We start from the raw sequence: 26,355 nt of genomic DNA, 5'->3' as shown, positions 1-26,355 counted from the left end.
GCATGATTTATGGAAAGAGTGGTTACGCCCCATGCGCGCCTGTGCAACCTATGCTTTCAGCAAGGTGACGCGCGCGTGCGGGCACGGCAAAACCGGCACCAAGACCGGAAAATGGGCGAGGAATCATAATGGCTGAGAGCGATCCGAACATGGGCGGCGGGCTGGCCCGCAGCGAGGGCATTAGCTGGCAAGACCTGCTGGCGCAGGATTCGCGCCCCGCACCTGCGATCCTGACCGAGGAAAGCTATCAGTATCGCGGATCGGAGCCGCTGGCGGCAGCGCGCTATACCTCCGAGGATTTTGCCCGTCTTGAGCGGGAAAAGATGTGGCCCCACGTCTGGCAGTTCGCCGCGCGAGAGGAAGATCTTCCCGAAGCGGGCGACTACGTGGTCTTCGAAATCGCGGGCCGTTCATGGCTGATTTCGCGGCAGGAAGACGGCAGCGTCAAGGCGATGCACAACGTGTGCCTCCATCGCGGGCGCAAGCTGCGGACAGAGGACGGGACGGCGGACAAGTTCACCTGCCCGTTCCACGGTTTTGCCTGGAACAAGGACGGCAGCTTTGACGGCATGCCCTGTTCGTGGGACTTCAAGCACTTGCAGGCCGAGAAGATGGCATTGCCCGAAGCTGAAGTAGGCCGCTGGGCAGGCTACATTTTCCTGCGTGAGGAAAAGGGCGGGCCGAGCCTTGAGGAATACCTTGCCCCGCTGCCCGAGTTTTTCAAGCGCTGGCGGCATGAGGAATGCACCACGGTGATCTGGGTGGCCAAGGAAGTTCAGGCCAACTGGAAAGTCACCGCCGAAGCCTTTATGGAGGCATGGCACACCGTCGTCACCCACCCGCAATTGCTGCCCTTCACCGGCGATGCCAACGGGGCATACTGGACCTATGGCGACAATGTGAACGTCAACCACGTGCCGTTTGGCGTGATGTCCCCGCATGTCGATCCCGAAGGCAAGACGCAGCAGTGGATCGTTGACGAGTTCGTCAAATACAACGGCCGGTCGGGCGACAACTACGAAGGGGCCGATCCCTTTGCCGTGACCGTGCCCGAAGGAATGACCGCGCGCGCCGCGCTGGGTGCAGCCATGCGCGCGGGCTATACCGCCCAGACCGGGTACGACCACGATCACGCCACCGACGCCGAACTGCTCGACGGGCTGGTCTACAACGTGTTCCCCAACTTTGCGCCGTGGGGCGGGTTCATGCCGAACATCGTCTATCGCTGGCGTCCCGGGAAAACGCCCGACACCTGCCTGATGGAAGTGCGCATCCTGGCCCGCGTGAAGAAGGGCGATCCTATGCCGCGTGGCGTGCCGATGAAGCTGCTGACCAACGATCAGAAGTGGAGCGACGCGCCGGAACTGGGCGTGCTGGGCCACGTGTTCGAACAGGACATGGACAACCTGCCCTATGTGCAGGACGGCCTGCATGCTTCGAAAACCGGTGAAGTGAACCTTGGCGATTATCAGGAAATCCGCATCCGCCAGTTCCACCAGACGCTCGACAAGTATCTGAACGCATGAGCGAGGAGAACCACCCTGCGCGCATAAACTGCGTGCTGATCTGCGGCGGGGTGTGGCACGACATGGACTTTGCGCGGCTTGAACTGCTCAAGCTGCTGGCCGAAGATCCTGCCGTGCGCACCCGCGTGTTCGAGGATTACGAGAATATCGAGGCGATCCGTGCCGCTGATATTCTCATCACCTACACCTGCGACGTGACACCATCGCTGCCCGCGCAGGAAGCCTTGCGCGATTGGCTGCGCGCGGGCGGGCGCTGGTATGCGCTGCACGGCACCAACTCGGTGCTACGCCTGCTGAGCGAAGAGCCGCATGCCGGGCTGTGGGATGCGCCACGCTGGGCACCGCTGATGATGGACCTGCTGGGCAGCCAGTTCATCAGCCACCCGCCAATCGCACCCTATACCGTGACCGTGGCCGACCCGGACCACCCGCTGGTGCAAGGCGTGGAGCCGTTCGAGACGACCGACGAGCTTTACCACATGGAATACCACGGCGCGTTGCACGTGTTGCTGGAAACAGACTGCACGGTTGAGGGCACCGGCTTTGTCGAAGCCAAGGATGCGCTGGGCAAACATGCGGTGATGTATCTGAAAGACCACGGCAAAGGCGCGGTGCTGTATAACACGCTGGGCCATTGCCGGGGGCATTATGACTTGCAGCCGATGCTGGACTGGTGGCCCACGGTAGACCGCTGCGCGTGGGATTTGCCGGTGTTCTATGACCTGCTGCGGCGCGGGATTGGCTGGTTGAAGGAGCGGCCTGCGAAGGTTTAGCATCGCGGCGCGTTTGCCTGCCCACTAACGTCATCCTGAACTTGTTTCAGGATCCATTTCTCCGCACGGACGGCGGCTAGAGTGGCAAGATGGATCCTGAAACAAGTTCAGGATGACGGCGTTTAGGTCGCTAGCGCCGCCCCCTCAAACCACCCCCGCAAACCGGTCCAGCGCGGCCTGCGGATCATCGGGCCAGCGCGAAAGCATCAGCAAGCGCTTGTGCCCGTGGCCGATCATCAGTTCATCGGTCACGCCCATGCCGCCGTGGAACTGGATCATCTCGTGCCCCAGTTCGACCGAGGCAGGCGCGATGAAAGCGCGCAGGCCATCGACCGCACTGGCGAATCGGTCCGAACCCTGGCTGACAATGGCAAGGTTCAGCAGCGCGCGCGCCTGTTCAATTGCCGCATATTGCGCGGCCATGCGGTGCTGGATCGCCTGGAATGAACCGAGTGTTGCGCCAAACTGCTGACGCGTGCGCAAGTAATCGAGCGTGGCATCGAACAGGCCCTGCATGATCCCCAGCGCCTCTGCCGAGCGGGCGAGCGAGGCCAGCGTTTCGTTTGCTGCCACATCGGCAGCACTTCCGCCAAGCCGCAGCGCGGGCGCGCCGTTCAGTTCAAGCGAGACCGCCAGTGCGCCATCGACCGTGCGCCATGCAGTGCGGACAAGGCCCGGTGCATCGGCGGCGACGAGGAACAGCGCGACTCCGGCCGGATCACCTTCCGCGCCAGATTCGCGCGCGGACACGATATAGCCATCCACCCCCGCGCCCGCAGGCACGCAGGATTTTACACCGGTCAGCGAGCCATCCGCGCCAGCTTTCGTCGCCACCCACAGGCTGCCGCCGCGCGATCCTTGTTCGGCATGGGCCAGCGCAAGACGGCGGCTGCCCATCGCCAGCGCTTCCATCCATTGCGCCTTCAACGCATCGGGCGCGACCCGTTCAAACAGGCGCGCGGCGACCATCACGTTTTCGATCAGCGGTTCGGCGACAATACCCTTGCCCAGCGCTTCGAACACGGTGGCGATGGCCGTGGCGTCCAGCGCCAGCCCGCCGCTTTCTTCGGCCAGCGGGGCGGCGATCAGGCCCAGTTCGGCCAGCAACGCCCACATCTGCGGCGAAAAGCCGTTCGGCCCGCCAAGATACTGGCGGCGACGATCAAGGTCGTAATTATCTTCGACGAAACGCTCGGCCAGCGCCTTCAGCATTTCCTCGTCTTCGTTCAGGTCGAAATTCACGTCCCTCTCCTCAAGGGATCATTCTGTAACAAGTTCGCACGCCTAGCCACGCTGGGCAAATGACTAGGCGGTTTGGCCAAGTGCGTCGTTGTTTCCAAAGGGCTGCACCGGTAGGGTCGCGCGCATAATCAAAGGAGAGGTCAGTGCAGCTTTCGATGGAAGCCATCGATTCGGTCAGGGTTACCGGACCGCAGGATGTGCGCCGCGCGGCCGAGGCGCTGAACGTGATCGCCACGGGCGCGGGCATGCGCGCCGCGCCCGCGCACGACATCGCCGACAAGCGCACGCCGGTGGACGCCGATGGCAACATTCTGGCGCGTGACGTGTTCGGGTGGAACGATGAAAAGGTGTGGTGGCGCAATTCGCGCATCGCGCTCGATTCGCCGCTGACTTCGGCCTGCCGGTTTGAAAGCGAGCCGTTCTGGGTCAACGCCAGCGGGTTCCACACCCGCCAGCCCAACCATTACCTGACCGCGATTGACCTCACCAACTTTGAGAACCGCGCCATGACCCGTGCGGCCATCGTGGTGCCGGTGCATCTGCCGTTCGGACAGATCGGCGCAGTCAGCTTCAACCCGGTCGACCCGGAACTGACCGAGCTGGACGATGTGTTTCTGGAAAACGGCGATGCTTTTGGCGTCTATTCGCGCACGTTCATCGCCAGCTATGTCCACGCGATGGGATCGGCGCAGGCCCTGCCATCGGGATCGCGCCTGTCAAAGCGCGAAGTGGAATGCCTGCGCTGGGCCGCCATCGGCAAGACCGATCTTGAAATCAGCATGATCATGAGCCGTAGCCGCGCCACGGTGCGGTTCCACATCCACAATGCATCGATGAAGCTGAACGCGGTGAACCGCAGCCAGACCGTGTTCAAGGCCGCGCAGTTGGGGTATATCTCGCTGGCGACGTGAGCGGCGGCGGGCCGTTTTTCCAACCAGTCACGCAACCAACGACACCGTCATCCTGAACTTGTTTCAGGATCCATTTTGCCGATCAGGCCGCCGGGGCGGGTGAGAGATGGACCCTGAGCCGAAGACCAGCGCAGCTAAACAAGTTCAGGGTGACGAAAAATGTGGTGGTGACAGGCCCCCCTCACTCATCCCAGGGCGGAATCTCGCCCGCGCCGACCTGGCTGGAAATGCCGAGCAGGAAGCCGCCGTAGACTTCGGTGGCGTTGGGGTATTTCTCCGCCATGATCGCGGCCAGTTCCTTTGACGTTTTGCTGCGCGCGCGCGCATCGACGAAGGCCTTGATGTAGCCGCGTGTCCACGCGATGCTCATGGAATCATCGGGCAGGCCGGGCCGGGTGTGGCCCGCCACGATCTTCACCGGGTTCATCGCTTCCAGCCGGTCGAGCACCTTGAGCCACGCATCGTAGTGCGCCGGGCCATGTTCACCCAGCCACACATAGACACCGTTATAGAGGATGTCCCCGGCGATCAGCGTGCGCGATTCGGCGTCCCACACCACGGTGGAATGCACGTGATCGCCCTGCATCGGGCCGAGCACTTGCAGCTTGTGCCCTTCAAGGTCCACGCTGTCGCCGCTCATCGCCACCGGCTGCACCGGGCGCTTGGGCGCGTTTATGCCCAGTTGCCCGCTCCAGCGCTTGAACTTGATCGGGATGGAGCGTTCCATGTCCTTGGCCGCGACGGGATGCGCGACGATCCTGGCGTCGGGGAAAGCGTCCTGCAGCACGTCCAGCCCGAAGAAGTGATCGGGGTGATCGTGCGTGATGATGATGGCCTTCAGCGTCTTTCCGCTGTCGAGAATGTCGGCCACCACCCGCAGTGCATCGGACCGGGCGAAGGGCACGTCGACCAGCACCGCGTCCTTTTCGCCGGTCACCAGCGTGACGTTGGCGACCATGCTGAGCGGGCTGGTGGGGATGACCTTGTAGTCGAGCGGTTTGGCCTGTGCCGCACTGAAAGATAGCGCGGAGGCAGCAAGCAGTGTGAGAACTTTGCGCATGAACTGAATCCCGTCAGTGGGCAGTCTGGCCGCCGTCGATGGTGAACGTGGCCCCGTTGATGAAGCTCGCCCCGTCCGAACACAGGTGCAGCACCGTGGGCGCGATTTCCTCTGGCCGGGCAGCGCGGCCCGAGATGTTCTGGGCGAAGAACATTTCCGTGAATTCATTGCTTTCGGCCCAGTGCTGCGTCATCGGGGTGACGACGAAGCCCGGCGCGATGGCGTTTACGCGGATGCCCTGTTGCGCGTATTCGACCGCCGCTGCCTTGGTCAGGCCTGCAACCGCGTGCTTCATCGCGCAATAAGCACTCATGTTCGGATCGGCGATCAGCGCGCCGACGCTGGCGGTGTTTACGATGGCCCCGCCGCCGACAGTGAGGAAATGGCGGATCTGCGCCTGCATGGCAAAGAACACGCCCTTGAAATCGACATCGATGGCAAGGTCCAGTTCGTCCTCTGGCACTTCGTGGATCGGGCGCTGCGGAGGCAGGACGCCTGCGTTGTTGAACGCCGCATCCATACGCCCAAAGCGTTCGAGGCATTCGGAGACGAGTTCTGTCAGTTCAGCAGACTTGCGCACATCGGTGTGGCGGAAAGCGGCGCGGCCCCCTTCCCCCACGATCATGTCCACGGTTTCAGCGGCGCGCGCATCAATGTCGCCGATCATCACGCAAGCGCCCTCGCGTGCAAAGGCGAGCGCGGTGGCACGGCCGATGCCGGTGGCGGCACCGGTGATCAGCACGGCTTTTCCTTCAAAGCGCATCATCAGATGATCCCCGATTTGCCCGGGGCAAGAATGCCGTTCGGGTCGATGGCGTGCTTGATCTTGGCGTTGAAGCCGCGGTTCACTTCGCCATATTGCTGCGCGACGAGGTCCATAGAATTGACGCCGGTGCGATAGCTGGCCCAGCCCTGCGCGCCGAACCGCGTGACGAGTTCGCGATAGCAGGCGTCGGCCTTCTTCTCCTGCTCGGCGTCCGATTTGTCGAACAGCAGCGCAAGGATGTGGTGCAGATCGCGCCAGCCGATGGCGTAGGCGGCGGTATAGTCAAAGCCCCACTTTTCGACGATTTCCTTGGCCAGCAAGGTCTGCCGTTCAGCCTCAACCCCCCGCGCGGCGGCAACAGGCGCAAACCACGCAAGGCCCCCGCCCGCCCCGCGCCAGCGCAGCAGGCCGATCTCGTCGAGGTTCAGCCCGCCTTCCATCAGCGTGGCGTGGTGGTGGAACCACGGATTGTCGCCCATTTCGGCAGAGGTCAGCACTTCGCCGCCGCTGGCCGTCAGGGTGGCGCGGATGATCGGCTCTACCGCCGCTACCGTCTGTTCGGTGCCATAGAGCGCGAAATAGGTGTTCCACATGCCCAGCCCATTGGCTTTGGCCGCCTTTTTCAGCGACACTTCATCCAGCATCGCGCCATCGGGCACGATCTCGTTGCGGCGCTTGAACATGGCGAGCTGGTACGAAGCGCTCATCATCAGGTTGCAGTTGGCGACGAGGTTCGAGACTCGCAGCGGGCGCATCGCCTCGATAATGCGCGGCACATCGCCCATTTCGGCGTGGCGCACCATGAACGGCTTGTAGACCGGGGGCTTTGGCATCAGCCACAGGCCCATCTTGGTGACGACGCCGAAGTTCGACTGGGTGAACAGGCCATCGAGGTAGGGTCCGTAGCCCCACTTGAACGCCTGCCACGCAGTGCTGCCCTTGATCGATCCCATGCCGGTGCGCATCACCTGCCCATCGGGCAGGACCACTTCCATGCCGCACTGGAACATGAAATGTTCGCCATAGGGCGTGTAACCCACCCCGCGATCGAGTGTGTTGCCAACGGGCGAGGCAATCGGGCCGACCGTGGGCACATCGATCCACAGCGGGATGTTGTTCTCTACCAGATAGTCCTTGAGCTGCTGATAGGTGACGCCCGGTTCCAGCAGGCAGGTGCCAAGATCGGCGTCCACTTCCAGAATGCGGTTCATCCGCTTCAGATCGAGCACCACCTGCCCCGGCGTGGCGGGCGCGGCCATGCCATAGCCCATGTTCTTGCCGGTGGAGATCGGCCAGAGCGGCTGCTTGTAGGTGTTGGCGATGCGGACGATTTCCTGCACCTGCTCCACCGTTTCAGGGCAGACCGCGCCGATGGGCACGTGGCGGTTCAGCGGATCGGGGACGTAGACCTTGGCATAAGGGGCAACCGCCTCTTCATCGCCGAACACCCATTGCGCGCCCACGACACCGCGAAACGCTTTCATTGCGCCGGCAAAGTCCGCCTTGGACATATGCGGGGCGAGCGGGGCGGGGTTCTGTGCAGATGCGCCAGTGCCAAGGCCGAGGCTGGCCGCGCCGAGGATGCCTGCGCCCAGAAGGCCGCGACGATCGAGTTCCATGCCGCTCAATATCCGTGCTCCTGCTTGCGCGCCGCGCTCTTTTCCACCCACATCGCCAGCGCATCCAGTTCTGCTGGCGTCACTTCGGTGGGGCGGAAGGCGGGCATGCCGTTCTGTCCGTGGCGGACGATGTGCTTGACGGTATCGGCCGGCAGCGCGCGGCCAAGGATGATCGGGCCGACATTGCGACCGTGGCAATAGCCGCAGGTCTTGGCATAGATTTCATCAGGCGTGCGCGTGCCTTGCACTTCGCCCAGCTTCTGCCCGGCAAGCAGCGGCGCGGCCAAGGCTGTGGCGGCAAGCGCCACCACGGCCAACATGGCACGATGTGACGCACGGTTTCTCGTCTCGGACATAAGTCCCCTCCGTTTTGCGGTGCGCTCTGTCCGGCGCAACTTCGCGTTGGAGGAAAGCTAACGCGGGGTTGCCGCCGCTGCCATCGGTGGTGCGGCTGCGCGTTCCACTATGTGAAACTTTGCTGCGATCATTCCGCACCTGTCCATTCGCTCACCCTAGCGTTTTGCAGAGTCGGCAAATGCTTCCGCGCCCGGTCTAGTGTGACAAACCGGAATCGGATGAATCGGGCCGGAATTGAGTGAAGCGGGAGAGAGATGCGCGTTATCGCCCAAGGGCTTGTTACCGAAGATTCGCCACCGCGCCTGATTGGCGGGCGTGAGCGGACGAGCGGGCGCGTGGTATTTCCCTGCCCTTCCGGCGCGCTTTATGAACCGGTCGCCCTTTCGCGCAGCGGCACGCTGTGGTCCTACACGATCCAGCGCTACCGCCCGAAATCCCCGCCCTATACCGGGCCTGAGGCATTCCGTCCGTGGCCGGTCGGCTATATCGAACTGCCCGGCGAGGTGATCGTCGAAGCGCGGCTTACCGACGTTGCCTTTGAAGACATCCACATCGGCATGCCGCTGGAGCTGACGCTGATCCCGCTCGACCCAGACGCCGCAGACCCGGTGATGATCCCCGCCTTCCGTCCCGCAGGAGCAGCAGCATGAGCGGCGACGTTTGCATCGTGGGCGTGGGCATCCACCCGTTTGGCCGCACCGATGGGCTATCGGGCCTTGATCAGGGCGTGTTCGCCGTGAATCAAGCGCTGGCCGATGCCGGGATCGCGTGGCCTGACGTGCAGTTCGCCTATGGATCATCGGATTCGGCGGGCAATCCCGATACGATGGTCGAGCGGCTCGGCCTGACCGGCGTGCAGTTCATTAACGTGCGCAATGGCTGCGCGGCGGGCGGATCGGCGCTGTTTTCTGCCCAAATGGCGATCAAGAGCGGCGAGTTCGAAATAGGTCTGGCCGTCGGGTTCGACAAGCACCCGCGCGGGGCGTTCAACGCGCTGCCATCGGAATACAACCTGCCAGACTGGTACGGCGATGCCGGCTACATGATCACCACGCAATTCTTTGCGGCCAAGATCATGCGCTATATGCACGAACACGGCATCAGTCAGACCACGCTGGCGCGGGTGGCCAACAAGGCGTTCCGCAACGCCGTTCACGCTCCGCACGCATGGCGGCGTGAACCGGTGGACATCGAGACGATCCTTGATGCGCCGCTGGTTTCCGATCCTTATACGAAGTATATGTTCTGCTCTCCGGCAGAAGGCGGCGTGGCGCTGATCCTTGCCAGCGAGAAGAAGGCGCGCGAACTGGGCAAGCCGCTGGTCCGGCTGAAAGCGGCCACCATGCGCACCCGCCCGCCCAAATCGTTCGAGGTCTTCACCCCTTCCATCGACATCGGCGGCGGCACCGCCACTGCCACCCGCATCGCCAGCGCAGACGCTTTCCGCATGGCCGGGATCGGACCGGAGGACATTTCGCTCGCGCAGTTGCAGGATACCGAATGCGGCGCGGAAATCATGCACATGGCCGAAAACGGGTTCTGCAAGGACGGCGAGCAGGAAGCTTGGCTGGAACAGGGCCGCACCGAGATTGGCGGCGCATTGCCGGTCAACACCGATGGCGGCTGCCTTGCCTGCGGCGAACCCATCGGCGCATCGGGCCTGCGACAGGTCTATGAAAACGTTGTCCAATTGCGCGGCGATGGCGGCGGACGGCAAGTGCCGGGCAATCCCAACACCGCCTACAGCCACGTCTATGGCGCACCCGGCGTCTCTGCCGTCACCATTCTTGAGCGTTGATTCCAATGGACATTGATCTTTCCCCCGAAGAACTGGCCTTCCGCGATGAAGTGCGCTCGTTTCTGGCCGCAAACCTGCCAGCAGACGTGAAAGACGGCGCTGCGGCATCGCCTACCGTGTTTGTCGAGCCGGACATTGGGCAGCGCTGGAATGCGGTGCTGGCGGCCAAGGGCTGGCTGGCATACCAGTGGCCAAAGGAGGTTGGCGGCACGGGTTGGACGCCGACGCAGCGCTATATCTTTGAAAAGGAATGCGCGCAGGCGGGTGCGCCGAACTTGACGGTGCTGGGGCTGAAACTGGTCGCCCCGGTGATCTACACTTTCGGCACGCCTGAACAGAAGGCCAAGTACCTGCCAAAGATCCTGTCGGGCGAAGACTACTGGTGTCAGGGCTTTTCCGAACCCGGCAGCGGATCGGACCTTGCCTCGCTGCAAACGCGCGCGGTGCTGTCTGACGATGGCACGCATTACAAGCTCAACGGATCGAAGATCTGGACCACGCATGCGCACTGGGCCAACAAGATGTTCGCGCTGGTCCGCACCGATGCCAATGTGAAGAAGCAGGCGGGCATCTCGTTCCTGCTGGTGGATATGAACCAGCCCGGCGTTTCGGTGCGGCCTCTGCTGACGCTGGCAGGGGATCACGAGGTCAATCAGGTGTTCCTTGAGGACGCCATCGTGCCCGTGGAAGACCGCGTGGCCGAAGAGGGCGATGGCTGGAAGCTGGCCAAGTTCCTGCTGGAAAACGAACGCGGCGGATCGTGCCATGCGCCCAAGCTGGAATATGACCTTGCCCAGATCGAACAGGCCGCCGCGCACGAACCCGATGGCCGGGGCGGCAAGCTGGCCAACGATGCAGACTGGCAGCGCCGCACCGCCAAGGTCCGCCTTGGCGTGCAGAGCCTTGAGATGATCGAACTGAAAATCCTGTCCGAAGTGGCCAAGGGCCGCGCACCGGGGCCACAAACCTCGCTGTGCAAGCTGCTGGCATCGAACCTGCGGCAGGACGTGGATCTGCTGGCGGTCGATCTTTATGGCGCAGCGGGCCTGCAACTCGATTTCGCGCGGCCATTGTATGGCAGCAATGCACCGGAAGGCGTCCATTCCAAGGGTGCGCAAGTTGCGGCGGCACGCTACCTCAACAGCCGCGCGTGGACCATTTTCGGCGGAACCAACGAAGTACAGGCGACGATCATCGCGCGAACTGTGCTTGGGCTGTAGAACTATGACATTGTGTTGGACCATGCCCACCCCCAGCCCCTCCCGCCTGCGGGAGGGGGGAACAAGACCCGGCGTCTGCCCTCCCGCAAGCGGGAGGGCCGCGAGACTTGCTGAACGCAGTGAAGTTAGTCGCAGCGGGGTGGGCATTGTGCCGCACGCAACATTTGAAAACACCAAGACCAAACCGGAAGGCAGGGAACCAGGATGCAACTGAGCCGTGACGCGCTATTGCGCGCCTATCGCCAGATGAAGGTGATCCGCGAATTCGAGGAACGCCTTCACGTCGACATTCAGACCGGTGAGATCGCCGGGTTCACGCACCTTTATTGCGGTCAGGAAGCTGTTGCCGTGGGCGTGTGCGAACATCTTTCGGTTGAGGACAAGATCGTCTCCACCCATCGCGGCCACGGCCACTGCCTTGCCAAGGGTTGCGATGTGAACGGCATGATGAAGGAAATCTGGGGCAGCCGCGAAGGCCTGTGCAAGGGCAAGGGCGGATCGATGCACATTGCCGACGTGGACAAGGGCATGCTGGGCGCCAACGGCATCGTCGGCGCCGGTTCCCCCATCGCGGTGGGTGCGGGCATTGCCTGCAAGATCGATGGCAAGGGCCATGTGGCGATCACCTTTTCGGGCGATGGCGCGTGTAATCAGGGCACCACGTTCGAAGCCATGAACATGGCCGTGGTGACCAAGGCCGCCACCATTTTCGTGTTCGAAAACAACCACTATTCCGAACACACCGGCTTTGAATATGCGGTCGGCACGCAAAAGGACATCGCCAGCCGCGCCGAGGCGTTCGGCATGAAAGTGTGGCGCGGGGATGGCACCGATTTCTTCAGCGTGTTTGAAACCATGCGCGAAGTGCTGGAATATGTGCGCGTGCCCGGCAATGGCCCGGCGGCGGTGGAGTTTGATACCGAGCGCTTCTTCGGCCACTTCGAAGGCGACCCGCAGCGCTATCGCGGCCCCGGCGAACTGGACCGCATCCGCGAATTCCGCGATTGCCTGAAGAACTTCCGCAAAAGCGTGACCGACGCGGGTCTGCTTGAGCACGCAGACCTCGACGCGCTGGATGCCGAAGTGCTGGAAGCCATTGAGGAATCGGTGCGACAAGCCAAGGCCGCCGACCGGCCCACCGCCGAAGACGTCCTGACCGACGTTTACATTTCGTACTGAGCGGGAGCGACACGACAATGGCAAAGATGATGTATCGCGACGCCGTCGTTTCGACGATCGCCGAGGAAATGGAGCGCGACGAGAACGTCGTCTGTCTGGGCGAGGATATTGTCGGCGGCATGGGCACGCCCGGCGGGCCTGAGGCCATCGGCGGCATCTGGTCCACCTCCACCGGCCTGTTCGGCAAGTTCGGCGCAGACCGCGTGATCGATACGCCGATTTCGGAAAGCGCGATCATGGGCGCGGCCGCTGGCCTTGCGCTTTCGGGCAAGCGCCCGATTGCGGAGCTGATGTTTGCCGATTTCATCGGCGTCTCGCTCGACCAGATCTGGAACCAGCTGGCCAAGTTCCGCTATATGTTCGGCGGCAAGACCAAGTGCCCCGCCGTCATCCGCATGGCCTATGGCGCGGGCTATAACGCAGCGGCGCAGCACAGCCAGGCCGTCCACCAGATCCTCACCGGCATGCCCGGTCTGAAGGTCGTCATGCCGACAACGCCTGCCGATGTGAAAGGCCTGCTGCGCACCGCGATCCGCGACGATGATCCGGTGATCTTCCTTGAGCACAAGGCGCTTTACGGCGTGACGGGCGAAGTGCCGGACGACAAGGATTTCATGATCCCCTTCGGCCACGCGCGCCTCAGCCGCGCCGGGCAGGACGTGACCATCGTCTCCACCGGCCTGCTGCTGGGCTTTTGTGAGGCAGTTGCTGACAAGCTGGTGGCAGAAGGCATCGGCTGCGATGTGATCGATCTGCGCACCACCAGCCCGCTGGATGAAGAAGCGATCCTCGATTCCGTAGAGGTCACAGGCCGCCTGATCGTGGTCGATGAAGCCCCGCCGCGCTGCAGCCTTGGTGCCGATATTTGCGCGATGGTTGCCGAAAAGGCCTTTGCCAGCCTGAAAGCCCCGCCGCTGTCGGTGAACCCGCCGCACACCCCCGTCCCATTCGCGCGCGAGCTTGAATCTGCCTACCTCCCCTCGGTCGACAAGATCGAAGCGGCGGTGCGCAAGGTTCTGAGCTACCGCTGAGGAGCCGCGACATGGCCAATATCCGCCCGTTCTGCATGCCCAAATGGGGCATCGAAATGACCGAGGGCACCATCGCCGAATGGATGGTCAACGAAGGCGAGGCCTTTACCAAGGGCCAGGTCCTGTGCCTGATCGAGACAGCCAAGATCACCAACGAGGTCGAAGCTGAATACGACGCGGTGCTCAAGCGCCTGCTCACTCCCGCTGGCGAAGAGGCCCTTCCTGTGGGCGCGCTGCTGGGCGTGTTTGCCGATGCCGAAACGCCCGATGCCGAGATCGATGCGTTTATCGAAGGGTTCAAGCCTGCCGAAACATCGGTCGCGGCCAAGGGCGGTGGCTCCGCGCCGGCTCCCACGCCAACACCTGCTGCGGCTCCTACCCCGGCGCGCACGCCTGCGAAGATCGTCACCAACCGTGCGATCAGCCCCGAAGCGTTGAAGCTGGCCGAGGCCGAAGGCGTGGACATTGAACCGATCGCCGGATCGGGCCGCAATGGCCGCATCACGTATCAGGATGTGATGCAGGCCCTGCGCCCGGAACGCGCCGCTTCGTTCCACGGCGCTGCGCAACTGGTGGACGACACACCCGAAGCCTTCGCCTCCCCCCTCGCCCGCCGCATCGCCGCGCAGCACGGCATTGCACTTGGCACGATCAACGGCACCGGTCCGCGCGGCCGCATTTCCAAGGCCGATGTGCTGGCGCTGGTCAAACCGACCACCGCCTCTGCCCCCAGCTTTGGCGCTCCGTTCGAACTGGTGGCCAATCAGCCGCAGGTCCAGCCATTCGACAAGATCCGCAAGGTCGTGGCCAAGCGCCTGACCGAGGCCAAGCAGACCATCCCGCACTTCTACTTGCGCATGTCCGCGTCGGTCGATGACCTGATGGCGCTGCGCAAGACCGCCAATCTGGTGTTGGGCACGAAAGCTTCGATCAACGACTACATCGTCAAGGCCGTGGCACTGGCATTGGCAAAGCACCCCGACGTAAACGTGCAGGTGCATGGCGATGCGGTGCATTCGTTCCCGCACGCAGATGTGTCCATCGCGGTGGCCAGCCCCAAGGGCCTCGTCACCCCGATTGTCCGGCAGGCAGACCGCATGCACATCGCCCAGATCGCGGCCACCACCCGCGCGCTGATCGACAAGGCACAGGCCGGAAAGCTGGGGTATGAGGATATGGACGGCGGCACATTCTCCGTCTCCAACCTCGGCATGTTCGGGATCGAGAACTTCGATGCCATCATCAACCCGCCGCAGGGCGCAATCATCGCCGTGGGCGGGGTGAACCGCGTGGCGGTGGAAACGGCAGCCGGCGACATTGCGTTTGAAAGCCGCATATCGTTCACCCTCTCGGTCGATCACCGCGCCATCGATGGCGCAGCAGGCGCGCAGTTCCTGCAAACCTTGAAGGGCCTGCTCGAAGCGCCGGAAGGATTGTTCGCATGAGCCGCAAGATCACGCAGCTGGGGCCAGTCGGCCAGCTTGCCTACCTCCCGCAGGATTTCGATGCGGCGGTGCGGTACTGGACCGAAACAATGGGCGTCGGCCCGTTCTACCTGATGGAAAACGTCGCGCTGGGGGATTGCAAGTACAAGGGCGTGCCGACGGCTGCGGTCTTCTCCATCGCCATCGCATACTGGGGCGATGTGCAGATCGAACTGATCCGGCCTGAAAACGCCGAACCATCGATCTACACCGGCGAATATGCGGTGACAGACAGCCTGCACCACATCTGCATCTTCGTTGAATCCATCGCCGAGGCCCGCGCCGCCTGTGCCGAGGCAGGCGCGGAAATCCTTGTCGAAGGCACTGTCGGCGCGGATGGCGAAGTGATCTATGTCGATGCCGGAAATGGTCCCGGTCACGTGATCGAACTGCTGCAGAACATGACCGGCGCCGATGCCATCTTCCAGATGATCAAGGACGCTGGACAGGACTGGGACGGAACAGAGCCGCTGCGCAAGCTGGGTTAGTCGAACGTCTCAACCAGTTCGGCAATTTCGAAAGCGAAGCTTTTCCAACCTCGCGTGCGCGCAGCGTCCTGCGCTGGCGCACGCTTGCGCTTCGCCTCGGCAAGCGACCGCGCGTGCCCCCAGAAAACTTCGGTCTTGCCGTTTTCCAGTTCGGCCACAATTCGCCAGTAGTGCGTGAAGCTGTCGGTCGTTGGCCCGATTGTCTTCACATAGCCATCGGGCAGGGTGGCCGTGAGATACCGGCGCTTCTTCTTCATGAATATGCGATCCGGCCGAGAGCTGGAGAACGTTGCCTACGCAAAATTCAGCCGAACCGGAACCCGGTTACAGCCATGCTGCCCATGAAATCGCTCTGGTGGAAATGAACACTGCAGGCGTCGGCCCCGCCCGCACCTGCTGCCACCATCAGCGGTAGCAGATGTTCGGGCCGGGGATGCGCAGCCCTGGCGCCCGGCGCATCGGCCCAGCGCAACAGTGCGGCGTCACGCTCAGCCTCGTCCTTTCCGGCCAGGCTTTCGCGCAGCCACGCATCGAACAGCGCCGCAGCTTCTGCCCCCGCCGGTCCCCACGCACGCAGGTTGTGGTAGGACAGGCCCGACCCCACCGCCAGCACGCCTTCATCGCGCAACGGCTGCAACAGATGGCCCATCGCGATGTGCGCGGCGGGATCGAAGCTTTCCAGCACCGATAGCTGCACCACCGGAATGTCCGCCTGCGGGCGCACCGGCTGCATCATCGAAAACGTGCCGTGATCGAACCCGCGCTCTGCGTCTTCCTCGCAGGCCATGCCTCCGCCACGCAGCAGATCACGCACCCGCGCGGCCAGTTCCGGGCTGCCCGGCGCGGGATAGCGGATGTGGTAGGTGTGTTCGGGAAAGTTGTAGTAGTCATAAAGCATCGGCGGCGCAGGGTGCGACGAAACTTGCGCAACCGGCGCTTCCCAATGGGCCGAAACCACCAGCACCGCGCGCGGCAGTTCGGGCAGTTCACCCATCACGCCCGCGAGCGATGCTTCCAGCTTGCCATAAGCGTCGCGCATCGGCCCTTCCATCCACGGCCAGGGTCCGCCACCGTGGTTAAGGAACAGGCTGGGCAATCGGGTCATCGGCGAAGGTCTCCACATCGAACTTGCCTGCAGATGGTCACGGACCGATTTGCTTGCAAGGCCGCACTTGCCGCCCTTTTCCAAATATTGTAAGTAACACTAACAATAATTACAGGCAGAGGAGCCGCGCCATGCAATCGTTTGAAAACCAGATCGCGTTCATCACCGGCGGCGCATCGGGCGCTGGCTTTGGGCAGGCGCTGGTGTTCGGGCGGGCAGGCGCGAAGATCGTGGTGGCCGATATTCGTGCCGATGCGGTGGCAAAGGCGGTGGCCGATCTTCAGGCCGAAGGCATCACCGCGCACGGCATCACGCTCGATATCATGGACCGCGCCGCCTATGCCCGCGCGGCTGACGAGGTTGAGGCCGTGTTCGGCGCGCCCCCCACGCTGCTGTTCAACACCGCCGGGGTCAACAGCTTCGGCCCGGTGGAGGACACCAGCTATGACGATTTCGACTGGATCGTGGGCGTCAATCTGGGCGGGGTGATCAACGGCATGGTCACGTTCGTGCCGCGCATGATTGCCAGTGGAAAGCCGGGGCATATCGTCACCACATCATCGCTGGGCGGGTTGATGGGCAGCGCTCTGGCCGCGCCCTATTCCGCCGCGAAGGCTGCGGTCGTCAACCTGATGGAAAGCTATCAGCAGGGATTGGCCAAGCACCAGATCGGCGTTTCGGTGCTGTGCCCCGCCAACATCAAATCGAACATCGCCGAAGCCAGCCGCCTGCGCCCCGCGCAATTCGGGCAGAGCGGCTATGTGGAAAACGAGGACTCCATCGCCTCGCTCCATTCGATTCACCAGCACGGCATGGACCCTGTTGAACTGGCCGAGCATGTGAAGGCCGGAATCGTGGCGAACCAGCTTTACATCATCCCCTATCCCGAAGCGAAGGAGGGCCTGCGCGCCCACTTCGATGCAATCGTGGAATCAGTGCTGCCACTGGAAGCTGATCCCGAAGGCGCGCGCCTGCGCACCGAAGCGCTGCAGAACTGGGCCGCAGACCGGGCGAAGGTCTTTATGGAGAAGCAAGGCGGTTAAGCCCGCAACCGCCGCTCCTCGCTGACGGACCGGCCAGCCGCGCGACAAACCTGCGCGAACTGGTCCAGCGGCATGGGGCGGCCAAACAGGAAGCCCTGCAATTCGTGGCAACCGGCGTCGCGCAGGATCGCCGCCTGCGCTTCGCTCTCCACACCCTCGGCAATCACCGCCATATCCAGCCCGCGCGCCAGCGTAATCGCGCCGGTTACCAGCAGCGTCGCCTTCGATCCGGGGGCAAGGCCCGCCAGCAGCGATTTGTCCAGCTTGATGTGGCTGAACCCGTAGGACCGCAAGTAATGGATGCTGGTGAACCCGGTGCCGAAATCATCGAGCGCAACCGACATGCCCTGCGCCTTGAATGCCTCAACCGCGCTGACCACCCGTTCGGGATTGGCCAGCAGATAGCCTTCGGTAATCTCGAACTGCAGCCGCTGCGGCGGAAACCGCGTCTGTTCCAGCACGTGCATCACCTGCCGTTCAAACGCCGGATCGCGGAACTGCGCGGGTGAGACATTGACGCTCAACAGCAGATCGCCCAACGGCCCGATCTCGCGGCAGGCACGTTCCAGCACGAACAGCCCCAGCGGGTGGATCTGCCCGGTGGCTTCGGCAATGTCGATAAATTCGTCGGGCGGCAAAGGCCCCTCGGGTCGGCGCGGCCAGCGCAGCAGCGCCTCTGCCGAAACGATTTCCCCGGTCGCGGCATCGACGATGGGCTGATAGTAGACGTCAAACTCGCCCCGGTTCAGGCCCGATCCGATCTGCGCCTCGATCTCAAGCCGCCGCAGCCGCCCTTCATCGAACCCGGCGTCATAGATGGCAACCTGCCCCTTGCCCTTGGTCTTGACGTGATACATCGCGGTATCGGCGCGGCGCAGCAGTTCGCGCGGGCGGCCATCCGGATCGACATTGGCGGCAACGCCGATGGAGCCGCCCACTTGCAGCACATGCCGGTCCACCAGCACCGGCAGCGCAATTTCCTCAAGCATGGCGCGGGCGAGACTGATCGCGGTGGCCTGTGCATCGGGCGCTTCAAGCACCACCGCAAATTCATCGCCGCCCACGCGCGCCAGTGTGGCATTGGCCGGGCAATGCTGGCTCAGCCGCAGGCACACGCTGCGGATCAGCGCATCGCCCGCTTGATGGCCATGTTCGTCATTCACCGCCTTGAACCCGTCAAGATCGATGAATACCACCGCCAAGCTGTCGGGCTGAAGATCGGCCCGTCCCTCAAGCCGGTCCAGCCGGGCCAGCAATTCGCGCCGGTTGGGCAGCCCGCTCAACGGATCGCTGAAGGCGATGCGGCGGTTTTCCTCGCTCAGCTTTTCGGTCTCATGCTGGCGCATGCGCAACGTGCGCTGCGAACGGATCAGTTCAGCAAACGAAAGGTTGTGCCGGTGGACCACCACCACCATCCCAGCGCTGACCAGACACAGCACGATGGCCTGTGTCAGCATCTGCCCGTTATCGACCCACGAGAAATAGAAGATGAACGAGAACGTGCAGACAACCGCCACGCGCATCGCCACCGCGCCCAGCGTCATCAGGCAGAACACTGTGCTAACGCCGGTCAGGCCCAGAAAGAATGTCAGACTGCCGCGCGCATAGGCATCGCCATCGTTGTAAACCCAGATGCACCAGCCCTCGAACGCCAGCGTCATCACCACACCCAGCACGCCGGTCCGCCGCAGATGCAGCCGGATTTCGCTGTCGGAAAACGCCGCCGGATCGCCGCTGCGCCACCACCACACCCCGCGTGAAATGGCGATGCCGCAGATCACCGCCGGGGTTGCCAGCGTTTTCAGCAGCTTGCCGGAATCAAAGAAGATGACCGCAATGGCCAGCGCGTTGCAGACCAGAATGGCATAGAGCAGCGGCAGGTGCATCGAGATCGAGCGGAACTGCGCGCGCGAAAGCTCCGCGTCGCTGGTATCCAATCTGAAAAAGTCCAGCAATGCCCGCATCTTGCAGCTTTTCGCCCACCACCCCTTGAGGATTGGTTAAGCTGCAGGGAATGGAGCACTTTCCTGAAATTCACTTCGCCCACAGGCTAAGTAGTAGCGCCTATCATTCCAGATAGAGCGCCCGCAGTTGCGCGATCTGCTGCGGACCGACACCCAGTTCCTTGTCCAGATAGGCGTCGACACTGCCATAGTCCTTGTCGACCATCTCGAAAAACTGCGCGAGGTGCGAATTGCCCTTGGCCGTGAACAGCGGTTCCGCCTTCGGCCCGCCCGGCTTCTTCATCGAGGCCACATAATACGGGACGATCGGATTGCCCGGCCAGTCGGCAGGATCGAGCGGCGGCATTTCAAACTGCGGGCGGCGCAGTTCGGTAGACAGGTGATAATCCTTCAGGATCGTTGCGCGGTCCACCCCCAGCGCAGAAAGGATCAGCCCGGTGGTGATGCCGGTGCGGTCCTGCCCGGCAGAGCAGTGATACATCACCGCGCCTTCATCGCGCAGCATCGCCCGGAACACCTGCTTCAACTGCGGCTTCAGGAACTGGTCCATGCCGCGATAGGCAAATTCGCCATCGCCCTTGCCATAGCCCGACATCAGGCCCTTCAACGAATAGTCGTTGCTGATGAAAGTCGCCCCTGTGCGGTCATCCAGCATGTTCGGCGCAATCATGCGTTCATCGGTGGAGCGCAGATCAACAATGGTCATGATCTTCAGCTTTTCGAGCGTGGTATAGTCCAGCTCGGTCAACAGCGGCATCGCGCCCGAACGGAAGATCCGCCCCCACGCCACATGCTTGCCACCCGCACCTGCATAGCCGCCCGCATCGCGGAAATTCGATCCCTGTTCCAGCGGCAGCACCCGTTCGGCCACGTGCAGCACGGACTTGTCGCCATGATCGCGCAGGATGAAGTAGCGGCGATCCGTGGCGGCATAGGGCACCACCACCCGGCCCGTACGGTCTGCCTTGGCCACAACTTCGGCCTTCTTCACATCGGCCTTCGGGCTGGAGGAGACGAACACGCTGACCGGATCGGCGTCCTTCCATTCCACCGCCACATGCCCGGCATCAACGCGGGTCACCACCGCATTGTCGATAGCAAAAGCCGGTGTGGCAGCGGTGATCAGGCCCAGAAACAGGCTCTGTGAAAGGATCTTGCGCATGGTCGTCTCCCTATGCCGGTTGATCAGAAGTTGAAGCGCACGCCGAACAGATAGCGTGAACCGATCTGCTCCACCTCGGTCGGCTGTTCCAGCGTATCCTGATAAGCGATGTACTTCTCGTTCGTCAGGTTCGCCGCATCCATGAACAGCGTCAACGCATCGTTCAGCTGATAGCGCAGCGATACGTCAAGGTTGCCATAGGACTTGCGCGATTCCCCGCTGCCAAATCCGCCAAGGCTATCCAGCCAGTCAGACCGCCACTGATAGCTGACTCGCGCCGACAGGCCGTACTTTTCGTAATAGACCGAAGCGTTGTAGATCGTGTCCGACAAGCCCTGAAACGCGATGCCCTTCTGCTGCACGCCGCCGACCACTTGCGTATCGAACTTGCCGTCAAGCAGCGTCAGGTTGCCCTGAAAGCCCAGCCCGTCCATCGGCGAAGGCAGGAAGCTGAACTGCTGCTGGTAGCTCAGCTCCACGCCATAAAGCCGCCCGTTCTCGCCATTGAAGGTGGAGGTCAGCAGGTAGCCATTCCGGTTCACCCCGCCAAAGTTGTACACGTCTCCGCCCACGACTTGCGCGTTGGCGTAGAACACGTTGTCCACCCAGCGGTGGAACCCGGCGACCGAAATCAGGCCATTGCCGGGCAGGTAGTATTCAAGGCTGCCGTCCAGCCCCCACGTATACTCGGCGTCTAGCTGCGGATTGCCACCGGTGATCGTGCCGGGTGAATTGGTGTCGTTGATCGAAGCACCCACGCGGATCGCGCCATAGGCCGGGCGCGAAACGCCGCGCTGACCCGAAAGGCGCACGACGAAATCATCGCCCACCGAGTAGCGCGCGTTCAGGCTCGGGAACAGATCGGTGGCCGTCCGGCGGACCGAAAGCGGCACCTGCTGCCCCGCCGCCAGCACCGTGCCTGCATTGTTCAACTGGTAATGCTCCAGCCGCACGCCGCCTGCCAGCAGCAGGTCGCCCATGTCAGCCGTTGCCATCACATAGGCCGCAGCGGTCTGCTCGCTCTGGTTGTAACGATCCGTCACCGGCACATCGTTGGCGGGGTTGAACCGACCTGCCGCTTCCAGTTTCGGCAGCAGCGTATCAATCGCCGCCCGCATCGCGCGGTTATCAACATAGTTAAGCGTGAAGCCCAGCGGGAAGCCGGTGTCCCACGGACGGTTGGTGACGAAGCTGTTCACGTCAAACGGCTGCCCCACGGTTGCGCCCAGCGCGCCGATGGCGGCCACGTTTGCCGTGGAGAAGTTGTTCCCCGCCACCTTGCGGTCAGCGTAGAAGCCGCCCGCTGCGAGCGTCAGGTTCTCATACTTCTTCGCAAGGTCCAGCTTCACCGTGTAGCTGTCAGACACCGTGCGCTGCCGCGCGGCGATGTAGATGGTGCCCGCGTTGTTCAGCGTCGTCTGGTTGAATGCGCCCAGCACATTGGTGCCGCGTGCCAGCACGCCCGCGTTGCTCACCGTGTTGTAAAGCGTGACCACCGGGAACAGCGGGTCCGACCGATCATAGCTCAGCGACGGCGAATTGAGACCCGATGTGCTGGCCTGCACCAGCGGCAGGTACGAAGTGTTATCGGTCCGCGCATAGTTCAGGCGGACATTGGCGGTGAAGCCATCGTCGGTTTCATAATCGCCGCCAATTGCGCCGATGTAGTTGCGGTTGCGATATTCGCCATAGTTGAAAGTGCCGCGCATCGGCACGCCCACCAGATTGCCGTTGTCCAGATTGCGCGTGCCGCTGGCGGCACGATCAAGCCGCAACTCATACTGGTTGCGCTGTTCATCATCGTTGAATTCGGTGAAGATCGCCTTGGCCCAGATCTTCTGGCCAGCCACCGGCTCATACTCCACGCCGCCGAACAGACCGTTGCTCCAGCGCTCGATCTCGTATTGGCGAATGTCGATTTCGGTCGGGCCAAAGGTCGTGTCGGTCGCGCTCGATGGCGCATCATAGGCACCCACTTCGCGGTTGTCGGTCAACTGCTTGCGCCGATAGTGCGATCCGCCCAGCACCACGCCGAAATTGTCGTTGGACCAGCTGACGCGCAGCGAGGCCTGCCGCTGCTCGCCCTTGCCCAGATCCATGAAGCCATAGCCCAGATCGCCGGTCACATGCAGACCCTTGCGCTCCATCGGCGAATAGGTGCGCAGATCGACGTTGGCGACAATCGCGTCCGCCGGGATTTCCGGGGTGAGCGACTTGTTGATGACCATTGACGAAAGCAGCACGGCGGGGATCGCGTCAAAGCGGAACGCGCGGGTATCGCCGCCTTCGTCCACGCCGATCATCGGCACGCCGTCGATCATCACCGAAGTCCAGCGGTTGGGCGCGCCACGGATCTGGATATAGCGCTCCTGCCCCTGATCGCGCTGCACCGCCACGGCAGGCAGGCGCGAAAGCGCTGCTGCACTGTTCTGATCGGGAAAGCGGCCCACGGCATCGGCGGCGGCCACATCGACAAGGTTCACCGCAATGCGCTTTTCGCGGATCGAAGCGGCCTGCGATTGCGCGATGGCCCCGGTGACGACGATAACATCGCCCGGCTCTTCCGGCGCAGCTTCGGCATCTGCCGGTGCCATATCCTGTGCATGGGCAGTGGCGGCAAGTGCTGCGACCGACGAAAGCGCGATGGCCGCGCGCGCGCAACCGACAAGAAAACGATGAACCATGATGACCCCCACTGGTCGGCCGACTTGGCCGTTGGGGCGCTGCTAGGCACGCAACGCTACAGGCGTTGGTCAGATTGGCGTCAGAAAAATTAAGGTGTGGCAGAACGGTGATGCTTTCATGCGCAAGATGTTGCGACGAACGGCCCGAACGGCGATTCCGGGTATCCGCCCGGCAGCATAATCCCCAGGCCGTCATCCTGAACTTGGTTCAGGATCCATTTCGCCAATCAGACCGAGGCGCCTGATCGAGAAATGGCCCCCGGATCAAGTCCGGGGTGACGAAGATTGGAAGGGATTCCATGCAAACGGAATAAACGCCAACGGTGATTGCCACGCCTTTTAGTTAGCGCTATCATACACCCACAAGAGCCGCTTCGGTGGCCGGAGAGAGGATGATGGCGATGTTTCTGGGGCTGGATATCGGCACAAGCGGCGTGAAGGCCGTGGTGACCGGTGCGGACGGCAATGTCCTTGCGCAAAGCAGCGCCCCGCTTGATGTTTCGCGCCCGCATCCTCTGTGGTCGCAGCAGGCTCCGGCGGACTGGGTCGCAGCCACCCATACCGCCGTCCTCGGTCTCGATCCCACGATCCGCGCGCAAGTGCAGGGCATTGGCCTTGCCGGGCAAATGCACGGCGCAACACTGCTCGGCGCGGACGACGCCCCCCTTCGCCCCGCGATCCTGTGGAACGATGGGCGCAGCTTTGCCGAATGTGCTGCGCTGGAATCCGCACAGCCACGCAGCCGCGCCATCACCGGCAATATCATGATGCCCGGCTTCACCGCGCCCAAACTGGCATGGGTTCGCGCGCACGAACCGGACATCTTCGCCGCCACGCGCACCGTCCTGCTGCCCAAGGACTACGTGCGCCTCGCCCTCACCGGTGAAAAGGCCAGCGATATGTCGGACAGCGCGGGCACGCTCTGGCTCGATGTGGGGAGCCGCGCATGGTCGCCCGAAATGCTCGCCGCCACCGGCCTTGATGAAAGCCACATGCCGCGCCTCTACGAAGGGCCGGAAGTGACCGGCCAGCTCCGCGCCGACGTGGCCCAATCGTGGGGCATGGGCACCGTCCCTGTCGTTGCCGGTGCGGGCGACAACGCCGCAGGCGCGCTGGGCGTTGGCGTGACGGGCGAAGGCCAAGGCATGCTCTCGCTCGGCACATCGGGCGTGATCTTCGTCGGCAATGATCGCTTCCGCCCCAACCCCGCGCAGGCCGTCCACGCATTTTGCCACGCCCTGCCCGGCGTGTGGCACCAGATGAGCGTTCACCTTTCCGCCGCATCGTGCATCGATTGGGCGGCCAAAGCCTGCAATCTCCCCGGCCCGGCAGACCTGTTCGCGCTGGCCGAAGCCCACGGCGTGCAGGCCGGCAGCGAACTGTTCCTCCCCTACCTTTCGGGCGAACGCACCCCGCACAACGATCCGCACATCCGCGCGGCCTTCCTCGGCCTCAGCAATGAAAGCGCCACCGCGCAAATGGCCGCCGCCGTGCTGGAGGGCGTGGCCTTTGCCCATGCCGATGGCATCGACGCGCTGCGCGCCGCTGGCACCCAAATCGAGGAACTCTGCGTCATCGGTGGCGGATCGCGCTCCACCCACTGGGGCCGCATCCTTGCCACTGCGCTGGGCGTAAGGCTCGTCTATCTCGATGGCGGTGAAGTTGGCCCGGCGCTCGGCGCGGCACGCCTCGCCCAGATCGGCGTGACCGGGGCCAGCGCGGCGCAAGTCTGCACCCGCCCACCCGTGCGCGCGGTGATCGAACCCGACGCCGCCCTGGCCGAATTGCTAACCCCCAAACGCACCCGCTTCCGCGCCGCCTATGCCGCGCTTGCCGCCCTCTAAGGAGTAAGCCCCCATGTCTGCATCCTATTTCGACGCTTTCGACACGGTCCGCTATGAAGGGCCAGACAGCACCAGCGACCTTGCCTATCACTATTATGACAAGGACCGCGTGGTCTTTGGGAAGCGCATGGAAGATTACCTGCGCTTTGCCGTATGCATGTGGCACACCTTCTGCTGGCCGGGCAGCGACGTATTCGGCGCAGGCACGTTTGATCGCCCCTGGTTGAACGGACCGCAGGACGAAAGTGCCGCCCGTGCCAAGCGTGAAGCCGCCCTCGCCTTCGTTGAAAAGCTGGACCTGCCGTTTTACTGCTTCCACGATGTCGATGTGATGGCCCCGGCAGAGAGCATTGGCGAATTCCGCGCCAGCTTTGCCCGCGCGGTCGATCATCTTGAGGAACTGCAAGCCGCACATGGCCGCCAGTTGCTGTGGGGCACGGCCAACCTGTTCGGCCACCCGCGCTATCTGGCCGGTGCCGCCACCTCCCCCCGCCCCGAAGTTTACGCATGGGGTGCGTCGCAAGTCCGCGATGCATTGGAAGCAACCCACCGCCTCGGCGGCGCGAACTACGTGCTGTGGGGCGGTCGTGAAGGTTATGACACCATCCTCAACACCGATCTTGCGGTGGAGCAGGCCAATTTCGGCCGCTTCCTGTCGCTGGTGGTCGAACACAAGCACAAGATCGGCTTCAAGGGCACCATCCTGATCGAACCCAAGCCGCACGAGCCGACCAAGCACCAGTACGATTTCGACACGCAAACCGTCTACGGCTTCCTCAAGCGCTTCGGGCTGGAAAACGAAGTGAAGGTCAACATCGAGGCCAACCACGCCACGCTTTCGGGCCACACGTTCGAACATGAAATCGCGATGGCACGCGCGCTCGGCATCTTCGGTTCGATTGACGCCAATCGCGGCGATCCGCAGAATGGGTGGGACACCGACCAGTTCCCCAACTCGGTCGAGGAACTGACGCTGGCCTGCATCGAAATCGAACGCGCCGGCGGCTTCACCGATGGCGGGTTCAACTTCGATGCCAAGGTGCGCCGCCAGTCCATCGACGCGGCAGACCTGTTCCACGGCCACATCGGCGGCGTAGAC

Annotated in this window: 23 protein-coding genes; 13 read left to right on the top strand and 10 right to left on the bottom strand. The window is 63.1% G+C overall.

Going from position 1 to position 26,355, the window contains the following annotated elements; translation table 11 throughout:
• Positions 1 to 128 precede the first annotated feature (128 nt).
• Together Q8R81_RS05750 and Q8R81_RS05745 are read left to right on the top strand one after the other, a co-directional pair.
• Positions 129 to 1,526, top strand: a complete 1,398-nt coding sequence (locus Q8R81_RS05750) for an aromatic ring-hydroxylating dioxygenase subunit alpha (protein ID WP_305616483.1) — start codon at positions 129 to 131, stop codon at positions 1,524 to 1,526.
• Positions 1,523 to 2,299: a ThuA domain-containing protein gene (locus Q8R81_RS05745; RefSeq protein WP_305616482.1), complete on the top strand. Its 777-nt coding sequence runs from the start codon at positions 1,523 to 1,525 to the stop codon at positions 2,297 to 2,299. Before Q8R81_RS05750 ends, Q8R81_RS05745 begins: the two co-directional genes overlap by 4 nt.
• Before the next feature lie 144 nt (positions 2,300 to 2,443).
• Here Q8R81_RS05745 and Q8R81_RS05740 read toward each other — a convergent pair whose 3' ends face one another.
• Positions 2,444 to 3,541 (bottom strand): acyl-CoA dehydrogenase family protein, encoded by a 1,098-nt coding sequence (locus tag Q8R81_RS05740; protein ID WP_305616481.1) that lies wholly within the window; start codon positions 3,539 to 3,541, stop codon positions 2,444 to 2,446.
• 155 nt (positions 3,542 to 3,696) lie between these two features.
• Here Q8R81_RS05740 and Q8R81_RS05735 point away from each other — a divergent pair, with 155 nt between their 5' ends.
• Entirely contained in the window at positions 3,697 to 4,452 is a 756-nt protein-coding gene (locus Q8R81_RS05735) for a LuxR C-terminal-related transcriptional regulator (RefSeq protein WP_305616616.1), read from the top strand.
• A gap of 181 nt (positions 4,453 to 4,633) precedes the next feature.
• Here the strand turns inward: Q8R81_RS05735 and Q8R81_RS05730 are convergent, their stop codons facing one another.
• From Q8R81_RS05730 to Q8R81_RS05715, 4 genes are read right to left on the bottom strand one after another with little or no spacing between them, the layout of a single operon-like run.
• Positions 4,634 to 5,512, bottom strand: coding sequence for an MBL fold metallo-hydrolase (locus Q8R81_RS05730; protein ID WP_305616480.1), 879 nt, complete (start codon positions 5,510 to 5,512; stop codon positions 4,634 to 4,636).
• Positions 5,513 to 5,525: 13 nt separating this feature from the next.
• Positions 5,526 to 6,278, bottom strand: a complete 753-nt coding sequence (locus tag Q8R81_RS05725; RefSeq protein ID WP_305616479.1) for an SDR family NAD(P)-dependent oxidoreductase — start codon at positions 6,276 to 6,278, stop codon at positions 5,526 to 5,528.
• Entirely contained in the window at positions 6,278 to 7,897 is a 1,620-nt protein-coding gene (locus tag Q8R81_RS05720; RefSeq protein ID WP_305616615.1) for an FAD-binding oxidoreductase, read from the bottom strand. Before Q8R81_RS05720 ends, Q8R81_RS05725 begins: the two co-directional genes overlap by 1 nt.
• A gap of 5 nt (positions 7,898 to 7,902) precedes the next feature.
• Positions 7,903 to 8,253 (bottom strand): cytochrome c, encoded by a 351-nt coding sequence (locus Q8R81_RS05715; RefSeq protein ID WP_305616478.1) that lies wholly within the window; start codon positions 8,251 to 8,253, stop codon positions 7,903 to 7,905.
• 255 nt (positions 8,254 to 8,508) lie between these two features.
• Between Q8R81_RS05715 and Q8R81_RS05710 the strand changes: the two genes are divergently transcribed.
• The 7 genes from Q8R81_RS05710 to Q8R81_RS05680 all read left to right on the top strand — a co-directional run bounded on the left by Q8R81_RS05710 (position 8,509) and on the right by Q8R81_RS05680 (position 15,454).
• On the top strand, positions 8,509 to 8,904 hold the full coding sequence (locus tag Q8R81_RS05710; RefSeq protein WP_305616477.1) for a Zn-ribbon domain-containing OB-fold protein: 396 nt from the start codon (positions 8,509 to 8,511) through the stop codon (positions 8,902 to 8,904).
• Positions 8,901 to 10,052 carry a thiolase family protein gene (locus Q8R81_RS05705; protein WP_305616476.1) on the top strand — a complete coding sequence of 384 codons (1,152 nt, stop codon included), beginning with the start codon at positions 8,901 to 8,903 and terminating at the stop codon, positions 10,050 to 10,052. Before Q8R81_RS05710 ends, Q8R81_RS05705 begins: the two co-directional genes overlap by 4 nt.
• 5 nt (positions 10,053 to 10,057) lie before the next feature.
• Positions 10,058 to 11,272, top strand: a complete 1,215-nt coding sequence (locus Q8R81_RS05700; RefSeq protein WP_305616475.1) for an acyl-CoA dehydrogenase family protein — start codon at positions 10,058 to 10,060, stop codon at positions 11,270 to 11,272.
• A gap of 204 nt (positions 11,273 to 11,476) precedes the next feature.
• Positions 11,477 to 12,451 (top strand): thiamine pyrophosphate-dependent dehydrogenase E1 component subunit alpha, encoded by a 975-nt coding sequence (locus tag Q8R81_RS05695; protein ID WP_305616474.1) that lies wholly within the window; start codon positions 11,477 to 11,479, stop codon positions 12,449 to 12,451.
• Between the two features lie 17 nt (positions 12,452 to 12,468).
• Positions 12,469 to 13,482, top strand: a complete 1,014-nt coding sequence (locus Q8R81_RS05690; RefSeq protein ID WP_305616473.1) for an alpha-ketoacid dehydrogenase subunit beta — start codon at positions 12,469 to 12,471, stop codon at positions 13,480 to 13,482.
• 11 nt (positions 13,483 to 13,493) lie between these two features.
• Complete coding sequence (locus tag Q8R81_RS05685) at positions 13,494 to 14,927, top strand: dihydrolipoamide acetyltransferase family protein (RefSeq protein ID WP_305616472.1); 1,434 nt, start codon at positions 13,494 to 13,496, stop codon at positions 14,925 to 14,927.
• Positions 14,924 to 15,454 (top strand): VOC family protein, encoded by a 531-nt coding sequence (locus Q8R81_RS05680; protein WP_305616471.1) that lies wholly within the window; start codon positions 14,924 to 14,926, stop codon positions 15,452 to 15,454. The genes Q8R81_RS05685 and Q8R81_RS05680 overlap by 4 nt, the downstream gene beginning before the upstream one ends.
• Here Q8R81_RS05680 and Q8R81_RS05675 read toward each other — a convergent pair.
• Both Q8R81_RS05675 and Q8R81_RS05670 read right to left on the bottom strand, forming a co-directional pair.
• Entirely contained in the window at positions 15,451 to 15,711 is a 261-nt protein-coding gene (locus Q8R81_RS05675) for a hypothetical protein (protein WP_305616470.1), read from the bottom strand. The genes Q8R81_RS05680 and Q8R81_RS05675 overlap by 4 nt on opposite strands.
• 47 nt (positions 15,712 to 15,758) lie before the next feature.
• Complete coding sequence (locus Q8R81_RS05670) at positions 15,759 to 16,559, bottom strand: class III extradiol ring-cleavage dioxygenase (RefSeq protein ID WP_305616469.1); 801 nt, start codon at positions 16,557 to 16,559, stop codon at positions 15,759 to 15,761.
• Positions 16,560 to 16,690: 131 nt separating this feature from the next.
• On the opposite strand from Q8R81_RS05670, the gene Q8R81_RS05665 reads away from it, so the two are divergent.
• Positions 16,691 to 17,602, top strand: a complete 912-nt coding sequence (locus tag Q8R81_RS05665) for an SDR family NAD(P)-dependent oxidoreductase (RefSeq protein WP_305616468.1) — start codon at positions 16,691 to 16,693, stop codon at positions 17,600 to 17,602.
• On the opposite strand, the gene Q8R81_RS05660 is transcribed toward Q8R81_RS05665, so the two are convergent.
• The 3 genes from Q8R81_RS05660 to Q8R81_RS05650 all read right to left on the bottom strand — a co-directional run bounded on the left by Q8R81_RS05660 (position 17,599) and on the right by Q8R81_RS05650 (position 23,412).
• Positions 17,599 to 19,539, bottom strand: a complete 1,941-nt coding sequence (locus tag Q8R81_RS05660) for a bifunctional diguanylate cyclase/phosphodiesterase (RefSeq protein ID WP_305616467.1) — start codon at positions 19,537 to 19,539, stop codon at positions 17,599 to 17,601. The genes Q8R81_RS05665 and Q8R81_RS05660 overlap by 4 nt on opposite strands.
• A gap of 130 nt (positions 19,540 to 19,669) precedes the next feature.
• Positions 19,670 to 20,728, bottom strand: coding sequence for a tyrosine-protein phosphatase (locus Q8R81_RS05655; protein ID WP_305616466.1), 1,059 nt, complete (start codon positions 20,726 to 20,728; stop codon positions 19,670 to 19,672).
• A 23-nt stretch (positions 20,729 to 20,751) separates the two neighbouring features.
• Positions 20,752 to 23,412, bottom strand: coding sequence for a TonB-dependent receptor (locus Q8R81_RS05650; protein ID WP_305616465.1), 2,661 nt, complete (start codon positions 23,410 to 23,412; stop codon positions 20,752 to 20,754).
• Positions 23,413 to 23,813: 401 nt separating this feature from the next.
• Between Q8R81_RS05650 and xylB the strand changes: the two genes are divergently transcribed.
• Both xylB and xylA read left to right on the top strand, forming a co-directional pair.
• The gene (gene xylB / locus Q8R81_RS05645) at positions 23,814 to 25,256 is read left to right on the top strand and encodes a xylulokinase (RefSeq protein ID WP_305616614.1); all 1,443 of its coding nucleotides are present in this window, start codon (positions 23,814 to 23,816) and stop codon (positions 25,254 to 25,256) included.
• Between the two features lie 13 nt (positions 25,257 to 25,269).
• Positions 25,270 to 26,355, top strand: a 1,086-nt coding sequence (gene xylA, locus Q8R81_RS05640; protein ID WP_305616464.1) for a xylose isomerase, incomplete at its 3' end; no start/stop codon positions are given.

This window comes from Novosphingobium sp. (genome assembly GCF_030696665.1).
Classification (GTDB): Bacteria; Pseudomonadota; Alphaproteobacteria; order Sphingomonadales; family Sphingomonadaceae; genus Novosphingobium.
The sequence above is the reverse complement of the archived record's forward strand: the minus strand, read 5'-3'. Positions and strand labels throughout refer to the sequence as shown.

Excerpts from the sequence above, each read along its gene's own strand:
- Q8R81_RS05750 (WP_305616483.1), top strand. The coding sequence starts at position 129 with ATGGCTGAGAGCGATCCGAACATGGGCGGCGGGCTGGCCCGCAGCGAG.
- Q8R81_RS05745 (WP_305616482.1), top strand. The coding sequence starts at position 1,523 with ATGAGCGAGGAGAACCACCCTGCGCGCATAAACTGCGTGCTGATCTGC.
- Q8R81_RS05735 (WP_305616616.1), top strand. The coding sequence starts at position 3,697 with ATGGAAGCCATCGATTCGGTCAGGGTTACCGGACCGCAGGATGTGCGC.
- Q8R81_RS05730 (WP_305616480.1), bottom strand. The coding sequence starts at position 5,512 with ATGCGCAAAGTTCTCACACTGCTTGCTGCCTCCGCGCTATCTTTCAGT.
- Q8R81_RS05725 (WP_305616479.1), bottom strand. The coding sequence starts at position 6,278 with ATGATGCGCTTTGAAGGAAAAGCCGTGCTGATCACCGGTGCCGCCACC.
- Q8R81_RS05720 (WP_305616615.1), bottom strand. The coding sequence starts at position 7,897 with ATGGAACTCGATCGTCGCGGCCTTCTGGGCGCAGGCATCCTCGGCGCG.
- Q8R81_RS05715 (WP_305616478.1), bottom strand. The coding sequence starts at position 8,253 with ATGTCCGAGACGAGAAACCGTGCGTCACATCGTGCCATGTTGGCCGTG.
- Q8R81_RS05710 (WP_305616477.1), top strand. The coding sequence starts at position 8,509 with ATGCGCGTTATCGCCCAAGGGCTTGTTACCGAAGATTCGCCACCGCGC.
- Q8R81_RS05705 (WP_305616476.1), top strand. The coding sequence starts at position 8,901 with ATGAGCGGCGACGTTTGCATCGTGGGCGTGGGCATCCACCCGTTTGGC.
- Q8R81_RS05700 (WP_305616475.1), top strand. The coding sequence starts at position 10,058 with ATGGACATTGATCTTTCCCCCGAAGAACTGGCCTTCCGCGATGAAGTG.
- Q8R81_RS05695 (WP_305616474.1), top strand. The coding sequence starts at position 11,477 with ATGCAACTGAGCCGTGACGCGCTATTGCGCGCCTATCGCCAGATGAAG.
- Q8R81_RS05690 (WP_305616473.1), top strand. The coding sequence starts at position 12,469 with ATGGCAAAGATGATGTATCGCGACGCCGTCGTTTCGACGATCGCCGAG.
- Q8R81_RS05685 (WP_305616472.1), top strand. The coding sequence starts at position 13,494 with ATGGCCAATATCCGCCCGTTCTGCATGCCCAAATGGGGCATCGAAATG.
- Q8R81_RS05680 (WP_305616471.1), top strand. The coding sequence starts at position 14,924 with ATGAGCCGCAAGATCACGCAGCTGGGGCCAGTCGGCCAGCTTGCCTAC.
- Q8R81_RS05675 (WP_305616470.1), bottom strand. The coding sequence starts at position 15,711 with ATGAAGAAGAAGCGCCGGTATCTCACGGCCACCCTGCCCGATGGCTAT.
- Q8R81_RS05670 (WP_305616469.1), bottom strand. The coding sequence starts at position 16,559 with ATGACCCGATTGCCCAGCCTGTTCCTTAACCACGGTGGCGGACCCTGG.
- Q8R81_RS05665 (WP_305616468.1), top strand. The coding sequence starts at position 16,691 with ATGCAATCGTTTGAAAACCAGATCGCGTTCATCACCGGCGGCGCATCG.
- Q8R81_RS05655 (WP_305616466.1), bottom strand. The coding sequence starts at position 20,728 with ATGCGCAAGATCCTTTCACAGAGCCTGTTTCTGGGCCTGATCACCGCT.
- Q8R81_RS05650 (WP_305616465.1), bottom strand. The coding sequence starts at position 23,412 with ATGGTTCATCGTTTTCTTGTCGGTTGCGCGCGCGCGGCCATCGCGCTT.
- xylB (WP_305616614.1), top strand. The coding sequence starts at position 23,814 with ATGTTTCTGGGGCTGGATATCGGCACAAGCGGCGTGAAGGCCGTGGTG.